Source organism: Streptomyces sp. NPDC054883 (assembly GCF_053610645.1).
This window is the reverse complement of sequence record NZ_JBSGYT010000015.1, coordinates 92,006-107,395: the sequence shown is the minus strand read 5'-3', so window position 1 is coordinate 107,395 and position 15,390 is coordinate 92,006. Positions and strand designations below refer to the sequence as shown.

Below are 15,390 nucleotides of genomic sequence, written 5' to 3'. Positions count from 1 at the left end.
GTGTCCGCAAGGCTGCACCGTTGTCCCCCAGCTACCGCTGGGAGGTGCCCCCAGGCAGGCGGGAATTGTGAGGATCTTCGGGAAGGTACGGCATCGGCCCTCCGCCTCGTGGCGGCAGGCCACCGACCGCGCGTTCACGCTGATCGGCGACGGGCGGTACGAGGACGCGGGCGCGCTCCTGACCAGAGCGGCGGACCTGGAACCCTGGCTGTCCGAGTCCTGGTTCAATCTGGCCCTGCTGCACAAGTTCCGCCACGACTGGGAGCAGGCACGGGCCGCCGGACTGCGCGCCGTGGCCCTGCTGGACCGCGAGACCGGCGCCCCGGACTGGTGGAACGTGGGAATCGCCGCGACCGCGCTCCAGGACTGGCCGCTGGCCCGGCGGGCCTGGCAGGCGTACGGCCTCAAGGTCCCCGGTGACCCGCACGGGGCGGCGGCGGGCGCCGAGCCCGTCGGGATGGAGCTGGGCAGCGCCGCCGTACGGCTCTCGCCGGAGGGCGAGGCCGAGGTGGTGTGGGGCCGCAGGCTCGATCCGGCCCGGATAGAGGTCCTCTCGATCCCGCTGCCCTCCTCCGGGCGGCGCTGGGGCGAGGTGGTCCTGCACGACGGCGTCCCGCACGGCGAGCGGATCACCGCGGCCGGGCCCTCGTACCCCGTCTTCGACGAGATCGAGCTGTGGGCGCCCTCGCCGGTGCCGACCTGGGTGGTCCTGCTGGAGGCGGCCACCGAGGCCGACCGGGACGCGCTGGAGCAGCTGGCCTCGGACGCGGGCTTCGCCGCCGAGGACTGGTCCTCGTCGGTGCGCCTGCTGTGCCGGACCTGTTCGGAGAGCGCGATGCCGAGCGACGAGGGCGACGGCGAGCACCTGGATCCGCACGACCACAGCGAGCCCGGCCACCCCGGTCCGCTGGGCCACCGCACGGCCGGCTCGGGCTCCCTGTGGGTGCCCGAACGGGAATGCGGCATCGCGGCGCCGGCCGGTCTGGTGCGCGGACTCCTGGACGGGTGGGTGGCGGACAGCCCCGACAGCCGCGAGTGGCGCGATCTCGAAGAGGTCTGCTGAGCGGGGGCCGTAGGCTGTACCGGTCACAGCGGTGACTCGGAGACTTACGGAAGGCGTACGGCGGACATGGCCCAGCAGGAGAACCAGGTTGTCCCGGTCGACGACGAAGGCTACGTCGTGGACACCGAGGACTGTGAGGCACGCGAGCTCGCCCACCGTGAGCGCGGCACCTCCCGCCCGATCACGGTGGTCGGCAACCCGGTCCTGCACCGGGAGTGCAAGGACGTCACGGAGTTCGGTGACGAACTGGCGCAGCTGATCGACGACATGTTCGCCAGCCAGAAGACCGCCGAGGGCGTCGGTCTGGCCGCGAACCAGATCGGCGTGGACGCCAAGGTCTTCGTCTACGACTGCCCGGACGACGAGGGCCGGCGCCACACCGGCGTCGTCGTCAACCCGAAGCCCGTGGAGCTGCCGGCCGAGGCGCGCGTCCTGGACGACTCCAACGAGGGCTGCCTCTCGGTGCCGACCGCGTACGCCGCGCTGGCCCGCCCGGACTACGCGGAGGTCACGGGCCAGGACGCGCAGGGCAACCCGATCAAGGTGCGGGGCACCGGCTACTTCGCCCGCTGCCTCCAGCACGAGACGGACCACCTGTACGGGTACCTGTACATCGACCGGCTCTCGAAGCGGGACCGCAAGGACGCGCTGCGGCAGATGGCCGAGGGCACCCCGCGCTACGAGACCGTCCCGAACGAGTAGCCGACGCGGACCACATGGGAAAGGCCCCGCACCGGCAGGTGCGGGGCCTTCCCGTTGCCGGGGCCCGGCTCAGAAGTCCTCGTCGAGGTCGACCGTGCCCTCGACGGCGACCTGGTAGGCCGACGGACGGCGCTCGAAGAAGTTCGTCAGCTCCTGGACGCCCTGGAGCTCCATGAACGAGAACGGGTTCTGCGAGCCGTACACCGGGGGGAAGCCGAGGCGGACCAGGCGCTGGTCCGCGACGCACTCCAGGTACTCGCGCATCGACTCGGTGTTCATGCCCGGCAGGCCGTCACCGCACAGGTCGCGGCCGAACTGCAGCTCCGCCTCCACGGCCTCCTTGAGCATGTCGGTGACCTGCTGCCGGAGGGCCTCGTCGAAGAGCTCCGGCTCCTCCTTGCGGACCGTGTCCACGACCTCGAAGGCGAAGTTCATGTGCATGGTCTCGTCGCGGAACACCCAGTTGGTGCCCGTCGCCAGACCGTGCAGCAGACCCCGCGAGCGGAACCAGTAGACGTACGCGAACGCGCCGTAGAAGAACAGGCCCTCGATGCAGGCGGCGAAGCAGATCAGGTTCAGCAGGAAGCGGCGGCGGTCGGCCTGCGTCTCCAGCCGCTCGATCTTCTCGACCGAGTCCATCCACTTGAAGCAGAACTGCGCCTTCTCGCGGATCGACGGGATCTCCTCGACCGCGTCGAACGCCGCCGCCCGGTCGTCCGGGTCGGGCAGGTAGGTGTCGAGCAGCGTCAGGTAGAACTGGACGTGCACGGCCTCCTCGAACAACTGGCGCGACAGGTACAGGCGCGCCTCCGGGGAGTTGATGTGCTTGTACAGGGTCAGCACGAGGTTGTTCGAGACGATCGAGTCGCCCGTCGCGAAGAACGCGACCAGACGGCCGATCATGTGCTGCTCGCCCGGCGTCAGCTTCGCGAGGTCGGCGACGTCCGAGTGCAGGTCGACCTCCTCGACCGTCCACGTGTTCTTGATCGCGTCGCGGTAGCGCTCGTAGAAGTCCGGGTAGCGCATCGGGCGCAGGGTCAGCTCGAAGCCCGGGTCGAGCAGGTTCTTGTCGGTGTCGGAGCTCATTACTGGCAGGCCTCGCAGGACTCGGGGTTTTCCAGGGAGCAGGCCAGCGCGTCGGCGTCGACGGCCTGCGGGAGGGGCGTGGCGGCGGCCGGGGCGGCGGCGCCGGACGCCGCGCGGGCGATCTTCGTCGCCGGGCGGGAGCGCAGGTAGTACGTGGTCTTGAGGCCCTGCTTCCAGGCGTACGCGTACATCGAGGAGAGCTTCCCGATGGTCGGCGTCTCCAGGAACAGGTTCAGCGACTGCGACTGGTCCAGGAACGGCGTACGGGCCGCCGCCATGTCGATCAGGCCGCGCTGCGGGATCTCCCACGCCGTGCGGTACAGCTCGCGCACCTCGGCCGGGATCCAGCCGAAGCCCTGCACCGAGCCGCTGGCCTCGCGCAGCGCCTCGCGGGTCTGCGCGTCCCACACGCCGAGCTTCTTCAGCTCGTCCACCAGGTACGCGTTGACCTGGAGGAACTCACCGCTGAGCGTCTCGCGCTTGAAGAGGTTCGAGACCTGCGGCTCGATGCACTCGTACACGCCGGCGATCGAGGCGATCGTCGCCGTCGGGGCGATGGCGAGCAGCAGCGAGTTGCGCATGCCGCTCTTCGCGACCCGGGCGCGCAGCGCGTCCCAGCGCTCGGGCCAGTTCAGCTCGACGTCGTAGTGGTCCGGGTGCAGGACACCGCGGGCCGTACGGGTCTGCTCCCAGGCGGGGAGCGGGCCGCTGCGCTCGGCGAGGTCGCAGGAGGCCTCGTACGCGGCCAGCATGATCCGCTCGGAGAGCTTCGTGGACAGGGCCTTCGCCTCGGGGGAGTCGAAGGGCAGCCTCAGCTGGAAGAAGACGTCCTGGAGGCCCATCGCGCCCAGACCCACCGGACGCCAGCGGGCGTTGGAGCGGCCGGCCTGCTCGGTCGGGTAGAAGTTGATGTCCACGACGCGGTCGAGGAAGGTGACGGCGGTGCGGACGGTCTCGTCCAGCCGCTCCCAGTCGATGGCATCCTCCCGCCTGCCGGCTCCTGCCAGGACGAAGGCGCCGAGGTTGACCGAGCCCAGGTTGCAGACAGCGGTCTCGCCGTCGTTGGTGACCTCGATGATCTCGGTGCAGAGGTTCGAGGAGTGGACGACCGTGCCGGGTTCGGCAGTCTGGTTCGCCGTCCGGTTGGAGGCGTCCTTGAAGGTCATCCAGCCCTGGCCGGTCTGCGCGAGGGTGCGCATCATCCGGCCGTACAGGTCGCGGGCGGGCATGCTCTTGCGGGCTAGGCCGGCCGCTTCGGCCTTGCGGTAGGCGGCGTCGAAGTCGTCGCCCCACAGGTCGACCAGCTCGGGCACGTCTGCGGGGGAGAACAGCGACCACTCGGCGTCGGCGTTCACCCGGCGCATGAACTCGTCCGGCACCCAGTGGGCCAGGTTCAGGTTGTGCGTGCGGCGCTGGTCCTCACCGGTGTTGTCGCGCAGTTCGAGGAACTCCTCGATGTCCGCGTGCCAGGTCTCCAGGTAGACCGCGGCGGCGCCCTTGCGGCGGCCGCCCTGGTTGACGGCGGCGACGGAGGCGTCGAGGGTCTTGAGGAACGGGACGATGCCGTTGGAGTGGCCGTTGGTGCCGCGGATCAGCGAACCGCGGGCGCGGATGCGGGAGTACGACAGGCCGATGCCGCCGGCGTGCTTGGACAGGCGGGCGACCTGGTGGTAGCGGTCGTAGATCGAGTCGAGCTCGTCCAGCGGGGAGTCCAGCAGGTAGCAGGAGGACATCTGCGGGTGCCGGGTGCCGGAGTTGAAGAGGGTGGGGGAGGACGGCAGGTAGTCCAGGCGGCTCATCAGCCGGTACAGCGAAGCCACTTCCTCGACGGCGCCCACGCTGTCGTCCGCCGCGAGACCGCAGGCCACGCGCAGCATGAAGTACTGCGGCGTCTCGATCACCTGACGGGTGATGGGGTGGCGCAGCAGGTAGCGGCTGTGCAGGGTGCGCAGGCCGAAGAAGCCGAAGCGGTCGTCGGCGCCCTCGACGAGCGCGTGCTCGACCAGTGCGTCGAGGCGGCTCGCGTGGGCAGCGACGAACTCGGCCGTACGGTCGGCGATCAGGCCCTCGCGGTGCCCGACCGCGACGGACGCGGCGAAGGAGGTGGCGCCCTGGCCCGTGGCCTCGTCGCGCACGGCCAGCGTCAGCAGGCGCGCGGCCAGCCGGGAGTACGCCGGGTCCTCGGAGATCAGCCCGGCGGCGGCCTCGGTGGCCAGCAAGCGCAGTTCGGCCTCGTCCGCGACGGCGCTGCGGCCGCGCAGGGCGGCGGCGGCAACCCGGCCGGGGTCGGTGTCGGGGAGGTCCGCCGTCAGCTCGGTGAGGGTACGCAGCAGCGCGGCCCCATGGCCCCCGCCGGTGGTTGCGCTGTCGGACGGGTCGGACTCGGCGCGCGGTGCGGCGGGCGCGATGGTCACGGGGGGAGCTCTCCCTCACTCGGCTCCGGGGCACCTTCGGTGCGGGGCGCGAGCGGGCACGCGCGGGCGCGTCCCCGACTCCGGGCACGCTTGCGCCGCGCTGCGTCCACCGGCCCAACCGCGAGGCCCGGACGTGGCTGTACCCGGTTCGGTCGAGCCGGGCTCGCTGTCGGCAGGTCCTCGGACTTGCGCATGCACCAATGGGCACAGTTCACACCGTTGCGGGACAGTTCCGGATTCGCACCGGATTCCCCTGCGGCGACAGCGAGCACGAGCATACATGTGGGGGCCCCCTCCTGGGGGACCCCCTAGATGTTGTGTCGCGCGCCGACTACAGCGCGAGACCGTACGTGAGCAAAGGGAGGTCGGGGACGGGCTCCCAGTCCCGCTCCGGGGACCGGACGAAGCCCAGGCGCTCGTAGATCCGGTGCGCGCCGAGCATGTCCGGCGTGGTCGACAGCACGAGTCGCCGTACGCCCTCCAGGGCCCGGGCGCGGTCGATGCAGGCCCGGACCAGTGCCTCGCCGGCGCCCCGGCCGCGGCCCTCGCGGGCGACCGCCAGCATCCGGAACTCGGCCTCGTCGGGGCCGGCGATGTCGCAGAGCGGGCTGCCCGGAGCGGCGAAGGTGACACCGCCCACCACGCGCCCGTCGCCGAGCGCGGCGACGAACACCTCGGCGGCGGCGGCCCGTCCGGCCACGTCCCGGAGCCTGGCGAGGTACGGATCGTCCTCGCCGTACGTGAGCAGCCCGTCGCCGAGGTAGGCCGCGGCGGTGATGTCCCCGAGCGCCTCGTACTGCGACGGCAGCGCCCGTCTGATCGTGATGTCCATGGACCGAGTGTGCCCCGGGGACAGCGCAAGGGCCGCCGCGTTTTCCCTGGCGGGACGCGGCGGCCCGGGGCCGGTTCAGCAGCAGCGGAAGCCCTCGCGCGGGTCGGCTTCGCGGGCGTCCGTGCGGGCCCGCTCGAAGGCGCGCCGGGTGAGGACCGGGGCGTCCGGGTCGTGGGAGCGGGCGTGGGCCGCGTAGCGGTCGTACGCGGCCTCGCCGGTGAACTCCCGTACGTAGTGCGCGGCCTTGGCCAGCGCCGCCCGGACGCCGCTCACGCCACCGGCTCCTTGACCTTGCCGCCGCCGGAGTCGAGGCCGGCCGCGGCCAGCTCCGCCCGCTCCTCGGGGGTCGCGATCAGGCCCGCCGGGGCGACGATCTTCGACTCGGTCCAGGGGACTTCGGTGAGTGCGACGTCCTGCGGCGCGCGGACCGCCTTGACGCAGGTCCGGGCGGCGTCCACCAGCACGATGACGATCAGCAGGGCGAAGAGCACCGACAGGACGCCGTCCACCGTGGCGTTGGTGACCACGGTGTGCATCTGCGAGAGGTCCTTCGCCGGCTTGATGACCTTTCCGGCGTCGATGCCGTCCTGGTACAGGTCGCGCTGCGCGAAGAAGCCGATCTTCGGGTTGTCGGAAAAGACCTTCTGGTAGCTGGCGGTGAGGGTCACCGCCACGTCCCAGGCCAGCGGGACGCCCGTCACCCATGCCCACTTGAGCCGGCCCGACTTGACCAGCAGCGTGGTGCAGACCGCCAGGGCGACCGCCGCGAGCAGCTGGTTCGCGATGCCGAACAGCGGGAACAGCTGGTTGATGCCGCCCAGCGGGTCCTCGACGCCCACCCACAGGAAGTAGCCCCAGCCGCCGACGACGACCGCGCTGGCGATCCACACGCCGGGCTTCCAGCTGACGTCCTTGAAGGACTTGTGCAGGTTTCCGAGGGTGTCCTGGAGCATGAAGCGGCCGACGCGGGTGCCGGCGTCGACCGTCGTCAGGATGAACAGGGCCTCGAACATGATGGCGAAGTGGTACCAGAAGGCCTTCATCCCGGCCCCGCCGATGACGGAGGAGAAGATCTGCGACATTCCGAGTGCGAAGGTCGGCGCACCGCCCGTACGGGACAGCAGGGTGGTTTCCTCGACGTCCTTCGCGGCCTGCGCGAGGGCATCCGGGGAGATGGCGAAGCCGAAGTGGGTGACCGCCTGGGAGGCGGTCTCGACGGTGGCGCCGACCACCCCGGCGGGGGAGTTGACCGCGAAGAACAGGCCCGGCTCGATGATGCAGGCCGCGATCACGGCCATGACGGCGACGAAGGACTCGGTGAGCATCGCGCCGTAGCCGATGACCCGGACCTGGGTCTCCTTCTGGATCATCTTCGGGGTGGTCCCGGAGGAGACCAGCGCGTGGAACCCGGACAGGGCGCCGCACGCGATGGTGATGAAGACGAACGGGAACATCGAGCCGGAGAAGACGGGGCCGTCGCCGCGGGAGGCGAAGTCGGTCACGGCGGGCATCTTGAGCACCGGCATCGCGATGACCACGCCGACCGCCAGCAGGGCGATGGTGCCGACCTTCATGAAGGTCGAGAGGTAGTCGCGGGGGGCGAGCAGCATCCACACCGGCAGCACGGAAGCCACGAAGCCGTAGGCGACCATCCAGATGACCAGGGTCTGCTTGTCCAGGGTGAAGACGCCGGCGAAGGAGGAGTCGGCGATCCAGCCGCCCGCGACGATGGCGAGCAGCAGCAGCGCGACACCGATCAAGGAGACCTCGGTGATCCGTCCCGGTCGCAGGACGCGCAGGTAGAAGCCCATGAAGAGGGCGATCGGGATGGTCATGCCGATGGAGAAGACGCCCCAAGGGGAGTCGGCCAGCGCGTTGACGATGACCAGGGCCAGCACCGCCAGCAGGATGATCATGATGACGAACACGGCGACCAGCGCGGCCGCTCCGCCGACCGGGCCGATCTCGTCACGGGCCATCTGGCCCAGCGAACGGCCGTTGCGGCGGGTGGAGAAGAACAGCGTCACCATGTCCTGGACGGCGCCCGCGAAGATCACGCCCGCCACGATCCAGATGGTCCCCGGCAGGTAGCCCATCTGCGAGGCGAGCACCGGACCGACCAGGGGGCCCGCGCCGGCGACGGCGGCGAAGTGGTGGCCGAAGAGCACCCGGCGGTCGGTCGGGTGGAAGTCGACACCGTTGTCGAGGCGTTCGGCGGGCGTGGCCCGGGTCTTGTCCACCTTCAGGACGCGGTCCGCGATGAAGCGCGCGTAGAAGCGGTAGCCGATGGCGTACGAGCCCAGCGCGGCGGCGAGCAGCCACGCGGCCGAGATCTCCTCACCGCGCGAGAGGGCCAGTACGCCCCAGCCGATGGCCCCGATCAGGGCCACGAACACCCACACGGCGACCGACTTCGGCGAGAGCCCCCCTGACGAGGCTCCCGCCGTCTCCCGTGACGTGCCTGTTGCTTCCGGTTCCGGCATGATCCTCGTCCCCTCGTTGATCACTGCTGAGCGCAGGGAATCTACGGGGGCCCGACCGGTGGACGTAAGCCCCCGTCCGTATAGCGGTACGAGCGTCCACCGAGGGTCGTTCAGGAGTCAATGAGGTATCAGAGGGCGGGCCGTCTGAGGCGGGCAACGAACTTGTAACGGTCGCCGCGATACACCGAACGTACCCATTCGACCGGCTCGCCGTCCGCGTCCAGCGAATGCCGGGAGAGCATCAGCATGGGGAGGCCGACGTCCGTGCCGAGCAGTCCGGCCTCGCGCGGGGTGGCCAGCGAGGTCTCGATCGTCTCCTCGGCCTCGGCCAGGCGCACGTCGTACACCTCGGCGAGGGCCGTGTAGAGGGAGGTGTACTTGGCCAGCGAACGGCGCAGCGCGGGGAAGCGCTTGGCCGAGAGGTGGGTGGTCTCGATGGCCATCGGCTCGCCGCTCGCCAGGCGCAGCCGTTCGATGCGCAGGACGCGTCCGCCGGGGGAGATCTTCAGGAGCCCGGCGAGGGTGTCGTCGGCCGTCACGTAACCGATGTCCAGGAGCTGGGAGGTCGGTTCCAGGCCCTGGGCGCGCATGTCCTCCGTATAGGAGGAGAGTTGCAGCGGCTGGGAGACCTTGGGCTTGGCGACGAAGGTGCCCTTGCCCTGGATGCGTTCGAGCCTGCCCTCGACCACGAGCTCCTGCAGGGCCTGGCGGACGGTGGTCCGCGAGGTGTCGAACTCGGCCGCGAGCGTGCGTTCGGGCGGCACGGGGGTGCCGGGCGGCATGGTATCGGTCATGTCGAGCAAGTGCCGCTTGAGTCGGTAGTACTTGGGAACCCGGGCCGTGCGAGTGGCCGCCCCGCCTTCCGGCTCCGTGGTCGCCCCTTCGGTGGCCATCGCCGCCCGCCTTCCCGACTCCAGTTTCGCTGCCGTCACCGGCTCCTCCGATATGTGCGGTCACATCGTGACACGGGAGGGAGGACAGGCCTCCTCCCTCCCCCAGGTGTCGGTCCGGTAACGGACCGATCACCCGCTCATTAGACCCTTGACACCCCTAAAGGTCTAGGCCAAGCTCCGGTTGCTGGTCTACACCAATATGGATCGGATCCCGGCCCCACGCTCAGTGCTTCGCGTATGTCACCGCGGCGGGCAAGGGACGTGCATGAAGGCATCCCTGAGGAGGGTGGCGTGAAGCGCAAGCTCATCGCGGCGGTTGGAGTCGCGGGCATGGTGATCGGCCTGGCGGCGTGCGGTGGCTCGGACGGCAAGGGCGGGGACACGGCCGACAAGGCGTCCGGGGCCAAGGAGCTGACGGTCTGGCTGACGGTCGACGCCCAGAAGAACTGGCCCGAGCTGGTCAAGGCGGCCGACGACGCGATCGTCGCGAAACACCCCGGTCTCACCATCAAGCACGAGTACTACGGCTGGCCGGACAAGAACGCCAAGCTGGACGCCGTCCTCGCCACGGACAAGGCGCCCGACGTCGTCGAGATGGGCAACTCCGAGATGATCGGCTACATGTCGACCGGTGCCTTCTCCGAGGTCGACCCGGCGAAGTTCGACAACTCCGCCGCCTGGCTGGACGCGCTGAAGCAGTCGGTCACCTACGACGGCAAGACCTACGGCGTCCCCTACTACGCCGGTGGCCGCGTCGGCACCTGGCGCAAGGACCTGGCCGCCGAGGCCGGCGTCACCGCCCCCCCGAAGAGCTGGACCGACCTGACCTCCGCCCTGGACAAGATCCAGGCCGCGAAGGGCGACAAGTTCAGCGCCCTCTACCAGCCTTCGCCGGACTGGTACGCCGCGATGTCCTTCGTCTACGACGCGGGCGGCGCCATCGCCAAGAAGGACGGCTCCGCCTGGAAGGGCTCCCTGTCCTCCCCCGAGTCGGTCAAGGGGCTCAAGCAGTACAAGGAGCTCCTCGACAAGTACATGCACGCGGACAAGACCAAGGACGAGTCCGACCGCCCGGTCGTCTTCGGCCAGGGCAACGCCGCCGCCATGTTCGCCGCCGCGTGGGAGGGCGCCGACGCGGCCGACCCCAAGAGCGACAAGGTAGGCGGGCTGAAGGACAAGATCGAGAACTTCGTGATGCCCGGCCCGAACGGCAAGAACCTTCCGGTCTTCCTCGGCGGTTCGGACCTCGCGGTCCCCTCCAAGTCCAAGGCCAAGGACATCGCGTCCGAGTGGATCAACGCCTTCACCGGCTCCCAGGGCCAGAAGGGTCTGATCGCCAAGGGCAACCTGCCGAACAACAAGACTGACCTCGGCCCGCTCAAGTCCGACCCCAAGACCGAGGTGCCGGCCACCGCGGCCGAGTCCTCCTGGTTCGTCCCGACCGCCCCCGGCTGGGGCCAGGTCGAGAAGGGCAAGGTCCTCCAGACCATGCTCCAGGACATCGGCACCGGCAAGAAGTCGGTCGAGGACGCGGCCAAGGCCGCCGACGCCGAGATCGACAAGGTCATCAACACCAAGTGACCTGAAGTGAGGGGCCCCGCCGGATCGGCGGGGCCCCGCTGCCCGTCAAGAGAGGGACCCCCGAGGAGCACGCGATGAGTGCCGCACAGACAACCACCGCCGATCTGCCGCCGGCACGGCGCCAGACTTCCACCGGACCCGGGACAGGCAAGACCTCCGCGCCGCGACAGCGGGACCGCAAGGGCCCCGGCGCGACCCCCTGGCTGCTGCTGGCCCCCTGCCTGCTGATCATCGTCCTCGTCATGGGCTACCCGCTGTTCAGACTGGTGTCCCTCTCCTTCCAGAGCTTCGGCAAGTCCGAACTCTGGGGCTTCAAGGACGCGGAGTTCGTCGGACTCGACAACTTCACCAAGATCCTCGGCAACGGCGTGTTCTGGACCGTCGTGCTGCGCACCATCGTCTTCGCGGCCGGCGCGGTCGTCCTGACCATGGTCATCGGCATGCTCGTCGCCCTGCTGCTCCAGAAGGTCTCCGGCTGGGTCAAGGCGCTCATCAGCGTCGCGCTGGTCGCGAGCTGGGGCATGCCCATCATCGTCGCCACCGCCATCTTCAAGTGGATATTCGACGCCGACTACGGCGTCCTCAACTACCTGATGAGCCGGCTCCCCGGCGTCGACATGATCGGCCACAACTGGTTCGCCGGCGGCCCCCAGGGTCTCGCCGTGATCATGCTGCTCGTGGTCTGGGGCGCGGTGCCCTTCGTCGTCATCACCCTCAGCGCGGGCCTGACCCAGGTGCCCAAGGAACTGGAGGAGGCGGCGCGCCTGGACGGCGCGGGCGCCTGGGGCGTGTTCCGCCACGTCACCCTCCCCATCCTCAAGCCGATCATCGTGATGCTCACGACCCTGTCGGTCATCTGGGACATGGGCGTCTTCCCGCAGGTCTTCGTGATGCGCAACGGCAACCCCGAGGCCGAGTTCCAACTGCTGACCACCTACTCGTACAAGCAGGCGTTCGTGGTCAACGACTACTCGGGCGGCTCCGCGATCGCCCTGGTGACCGTCCTGCTCCTGCTCGCGGTGGTCGCCGTCTACATGCGCCAGATGCTCAAGATCGGAGAGGTGGAGTGACCTCGACCACCGCGACCGCCAGCGCCCCCCGCTCCAAGCAGCGCAAGAAGTCCCGGCTCGGCTGGAACCTCATCGGCCTGCTGGTCTTCGTCACCGCCGGGTTCCCGGTCTACTGGATGCTCAACACGGCGTTCAAACCCGCCAAGGACGCGATCGACCCGCACCCGCACTTCTTCCCGGCCACCTTCACGCTCGACAACTTCAAGCGGGCGCTGGAGATCTCCGACTTCTGGGGACCGGTCGGGCGCAGCCTGATCGTGTCGCTGACCGTGGTCGTCATCGGCATCGCCGTGGGCATGCTGGCCGCCCTCGCCATCTCCCGGTTCGCGTTCCGCGGCCGCAAGATCGTGATCGTCGGCATCCTCGCCGTCCAGATGATCCCGCTCGTCGCGATGATCATCCCGGTCTTCCTGCTCCTGAACGACCTGGGCCAGTACGACAAGCTCAGCGGTCTGATCATCACCTACCTGACCTTCATCCTGCCCTTCACGGTGTGGACGCTGCGCGGATTCATCGTCAACATCCCCAAAGAGCTGGAAGAAGCCGCCATGGTCGACGGCTGCACGCCGACCGGCGCCTTCCTGCGGGTCGTCTTCCCGCTGCTCGCCCCGGGCATGGTCGCCACGTCCGTCTACGGCTTCATCCAGGCGTGGAACGAGTACCTCTACGCGCTGATGCTGATGAGCCAGCAGAACCAGACGGCCACCGTCTGGCTCGGCAACTTCACCACCCTGCACGGCACCGAGTTCGCCCCGATGATGGCCGGCTCCACCATGATGGCGCTCCCCATCGTGATCCTCTTCCTCATCGTCCAGCGCAAGATGGCCGCTGGCCTCACCGCCGGCGCCGTGAAGGGATAACGGCCCATGACTGTCCTCGCGCACCAGACGGACACGCTCACCCGCGACGCCCTCGCGGTCCTCCAGCCCGGCTTCGAGGGCACCACCGCCCCCGCCTGGCTGCTGCGCCGGCTCGGCGAAGGCCTGCACTCCGTCGGCCTGTTCGGCCGCAACATCACCTCCCCCGACCAGCTCGGGCGGCTCACCGCCCAGCTGCGCGCCGAGCGGGACGACGTCCTGGTCGCCATCGACGAGGAGGGCGGCGACGTCACCCGCCTGGAGGTCCGCGACGGCTCCTCCTTCCCGGGCAACCTGGCCCTGGGCTCCGTCGACGACACCGGCCTGACCCGGGACGTCGCCCGCGAGCTGGGCCGCCGGCTCGCCGCCTGCGGGGTCAACCTCAACTGGGCGCCGTCCGCCGACGTCAACTCCAACCCCGACAACCCGGTCATCGGCGTACGGTCCTTCGGCGCCGACCCCCACCTCGCCGCCCGGCACACCGCCGCCTGCGTCGAGGGCCTCCAGGCCGCCGGGGTCGCGGCCTGCACCAAGCACTTCCCCGGCCACGGCGACACCAACGTCGACTCGCACCTCGCCCTGCCGCGCATCGACGCCGACCTGGACACCCTGACGGCACGTGAACTCGTACCGTTCAAGGCCGCCGTCGAAGCCGGCACCAAAGCCGTCATGAGCGCGCACATCGTGGTCCCCGCCCTCGACCCCACCCGCCCGGCCACCCTCAGCCCGCAGATCCTGACCGGCCTGCTGCGCAAGGAGCTGGGGTACGAGGGCCTCATCGTCACCGACGGCATGGAGATGAACGCCATCGCGGGGACGTACGGCATCGAGCGGGGCTCCGTGCTCGCCATCGCCGCCGGCGCCGACGCGATCTGCGTGGGCGGCGGACTCGCCGACGAGGCCGTGGTCCTGCGGCTCAGGGACGCCCTGGTCGCCGCCGTGCGCGAGGGCGCACTGGCCGAGGAGCGGCTGGCCGACGCCGCCGCCCGGGTCCGTGACCTGGCCGAATGGACCCGCGCCAAGCGGGCCGCCGCGATGCCGGGCGCGCCGGAGGGGGGCGCACCCGGCATCGGCCTGACGGCGGCCCGCCGGGCCCTGGTGCTGACCGGCCGGGCGAGCGCCGTCGGCGCCCCGTACGTGGCCACGTTCGCCCCGCAGGCCAACATCGCGGTGGGCGACGAGACCCCGTGGGGCGTGGCCGCCGAGCTCGCGGCGCTGGTCCCCGGCACCATGGCGGGCGTCTACCCCGAGGGGGCCGGCGCGGGGGAGGTGCTGGCCGCCGCCGGGGACCGTACGGTCGTCGCGGTGGTCCGGGACGCGCACCGCCACCCCTGGATGACCGAGGCGCTGGACGCGCTGGTCACGGCCCGGCCGGACACCGTGGTGGTCGAGATGGGGCTGCCCCGGGCCGAGCCGCGCGGCGCCCTGTACATCGCGACCCACGGCGCCTCACGGGTGTGCGGCCGGGCGGCCGCGGAGGTCATCGCGGGCGCGTAGCACCCCGTACGCACGAAGGCCGGGCCCCGTGGAGGGGGCCCGGCCTTCGTGCCGGTGCTACAGGCCCTGCCAGGCGGGCTTGTCGGCATAGGTCTGGCGGAAGTAGTCGGCCAGCTTCAGCTTCGAGGCGGCGGCCTCGTCCACGACCACGGTGGCGTGGCGGTGCAGCTGCAGCGCGGAGGCCGGGACGAGGGCCGACACCGGCCCCTCGACGGTCTGGGCGACGGCCTCCGCCTTTCCTTCGCCGGTGGCGAGCAGGACCAGGTGGCGGGCGTCGAGGATGGTGCCGATGCCCTGGGTGATGACGTGGTGCGGGACCTGGTCCATGTCGCCGTCGAAGAAACGGGCGTTGTCGACGCGGGTCTGCTGGGTCAGCGTCTTGATCCGGGTGCGCGAGGCGAGCGAGGAGCAGGGCTCGTTGAAGCCGATGTGCCCGTCCGTGCCGATGCCGAGCAGCTGGAGGTCCACGCCTCCGGCCTCGGCGAGCGCGCGGTCGTAGGCCTCGCAGGCGGCCACGATGTCCTCGGCGGAGCCGTCGGGTCCCATGAAGGAGGCCTCGGTCAGCCCGAGGGGTTCGACGACCTCGCGCAGTACGACGGCGCGGTAGGACTCCGGGTGCCCGGCCGGCAGGCCGACGTACTCGTCCAGCTGGCATATGCGGGCCTTGGAGACGTCGGCCTCGCCGGCCTTGACCTTTGCGGCGAGCGCCTCGTAGACGGGCAGCGGGGTGGAGCCGGTCGCCACCCCGAGCAGGGCGTCGGCCTTGCGGCGGACCAGGGCGGCCATGGCCTCCGCGATGAGCTCGCCGCCTGCCTTGGCGTTGGGGACGATGACAACTTCCACGCGGGGCCTGCCGATCTGGAGAGGGTGTGTGGTATAGACCAATCTAACAGAATCGGGCCCGTTTGCGGC

The 15,390-nt window shown here is 70.4% G+C and carries 13 protein-coding genes and 1 riboswitch; of the genes, 6 read left to right on the top strand and 7 right to left on the bottom strand.

Translation table 11 applies throughout. The features are described 5' to 3' along the window. The first annotated feature begins 67 nt into the window (after positions 1 to 67). On the top strand, positions 68 to 1,063 hold the full coding sequence (locus ACWGH1_RS14355) for a tetratricopeptide repeat protein (protein WP_453357033.1): 996 nt from the start codon (positions 68 to 70) through the stop codon (positions 1,061 to 1,063). A 66-nt stretch (positions 1,064 to 1,129) separates the two neighbouring features. After that, positions 1,130 to 1,765, top strand: a complete 636-nt coding sequence (gene def, locus ACWGH1_RS14350) for a peptide deformylase (protein WP_453357034.1) — start codon at positions 1,130 to 1,132, stop codon at positions 1,763 to 1,765. A 69-nt stretch (positions 1,766 to 1,834) separates the two neighbouring features. Here def and ACWGH1_RS14345 read toward each other — a convergent pair whose 3' ends face one another. From ACWGH1_RS14345 to ACWGH1_RS14320, 6 genes are all read right to left on the bottom strand, one after another. Further along, on the bottom strand, positions 1,835 to 2,851 hold the full coding sequence (locus tag ACWGH1_RS14345; RefSeq protein WP_453354199.1) for a ribonucleotide-diphosphate reductase subunit beta: 1,017 nt from the start codon (positions 2,849 to 2,851) through the stop codon (positions 1,835 to 1,837). Then, entirely contained in the window at positions 2,851 to 5,265 is a 2,415-nt protein-coding gene (locus ACWGH1_RS14340) for a ribonucleoside-diphosphate reductase subunit alpha (RefSeq protein WP_453354200.1), read from the bottom strand. Before ACWGH1_RS14340 ends, ACWGH1_RS14345 begins: the two co-directional genes overlap by 1 nt. 154 nt (positions 5,266 to 5,419) lie before the next feature. Then, positions 5,420 to 5,543: riboswitch (cobalamin riboswitch) on the bottom strand. A 53-nt stretch (positions 5,544 to 5,596) separates the two neighbouring features. Next, on the bottom strand, positions 5,597 to 6,097 hold the full coding sequence (locus ACWGH1_RS14335; RefSeq protein WP_453354201.1) for a GNAT family N-acetyltransferase: 501 nt from the start codon (positions 6,095 to 6,097) through the stop codon (positions 5,597 to 5,599). Between the two features lie 75 nt (positions 6,098 to 6,172). Continuing rightward, on the bottom strand, positions 6,173 to 6,370 hold the full coding sequence (locus ACWGH1_RS14330; RefSeq protein ID WP_453354202.1) for a YbdD/YjiX family protein: 198 nt from the start codon (positions 6,368 to 6,370) through the stop codon (positions 6,173 to 6,175). After that, positions 6,367 to 8,580 (bottom strand): carbon starvation CstA family protein, encoded by a 2,214-nt coding sequence (locus ACWGH1_RS14325; RefSeq protein ID WP_453354203.1) that lies wholly within the window; start codon positions 8,578 to 8,580, stop codon positions 6,367 to 6,369. Before ACWGH1_RS14325 ends, ACWGH1_RS14330 begins: the two co-directional genes overlap by 4 nt. A gap of 128 nt (positions 8,581 to 8,708) precedes the next feature. Beyond that, positions 8,709 to 9,473, bottom strand: coding sequence for a GntR family transcriptional regulator (locus ACWGH1_RS14320; protein WP_453354205.1), 765 nt, complete (start codon positions 9,471 to 9,473; stop codon positions 8,709 to 8,711). A 291-nt stretch (positions 9,474 to 9,764) separates the two neighbouring features. Here ACWGH1_RS14320 and ACWGH1_RS14315 point away from each other — a divergent pair, with 291 nt between their 5' ends. The 4 genes from ACWGH1_RS14315 (at position 9,765) to ACWGH1_RS14300 (ending at position 14,478) form a co-directional block, all read left to right on the top strand. Continuing rightward, the gene (locus ACWGH1_RS14315; protein ID WP_453354204.1) at positions 9,765 to 11,054 is read left to right on the top strand and encodes an extracellular solute-binding protein; all 1,290 of its coding nucleotides are present in this window, start codon (positions 9,765 to 9,767) and stop codon (positions 11,052 to 11,054) included. 74 nt (positions 11,055 to 11,128) lie between these two features. Next, positions 11,129 to 12,124 carry a carbohydrate ABC transporter permease gene (locus ACWGH1_RS14310; protein ID WP_453357123.1) on the top strand — a complete coding sequence of 332 codons (996 nt, stop codon included), beginning with the start codon at positions 11,129 to 11,131 and terminating at the stop codon, positions 12,122 to 12,124. Beyond that, positions 12,121 to 12,984 (top strand): carbohydrate ABC transporter permease, encoded by an 864-nt coding sequence (locus ACWGH1_RS14305; protein WP_453357124.1) that lies wholly within the window; start codon positions 12,121 to 12,123, stop codon positions 12,982 to 12,984. The genes ACWGH1_RS14310 and ACWGH1_RS14305 overlap by 4 nt, the downstream gene beginning before the upstream one ends. 6 nt (positions 12,985 to 12,990) lie before the next feature. Next, positions 12,991 to 14,478, top strand: coding sequence for a glycoside hydrolase family 3 protein (locus tag ACWGH1_RS14300; protein ID WP_453408685.1), 1,488 nt, complete (start codon positions 12,991 to 12,993; stop codon positions 14,476 to 14,478). A gap of 57 nt (positions 14,479 to 14,535) precedes the next feature. Here the strand turns inward: ACWGH1_RS14300 and nagB are convergent, their stop codons facing one another. Next, complete coding sequence (gene nagB, locus ACWGH1_RS14295; protein ID WP_453355325.1) at positions 14,536 to 15,321, bottom strand: glucosamine-6-phosphate deaminase; 786 nt, start codon at positions 15,319 to 15,321, stop codon at positions 14,536 to 14,538. Positions 15,322 to 15,390 lie beyond the last annotated feature (69 nt).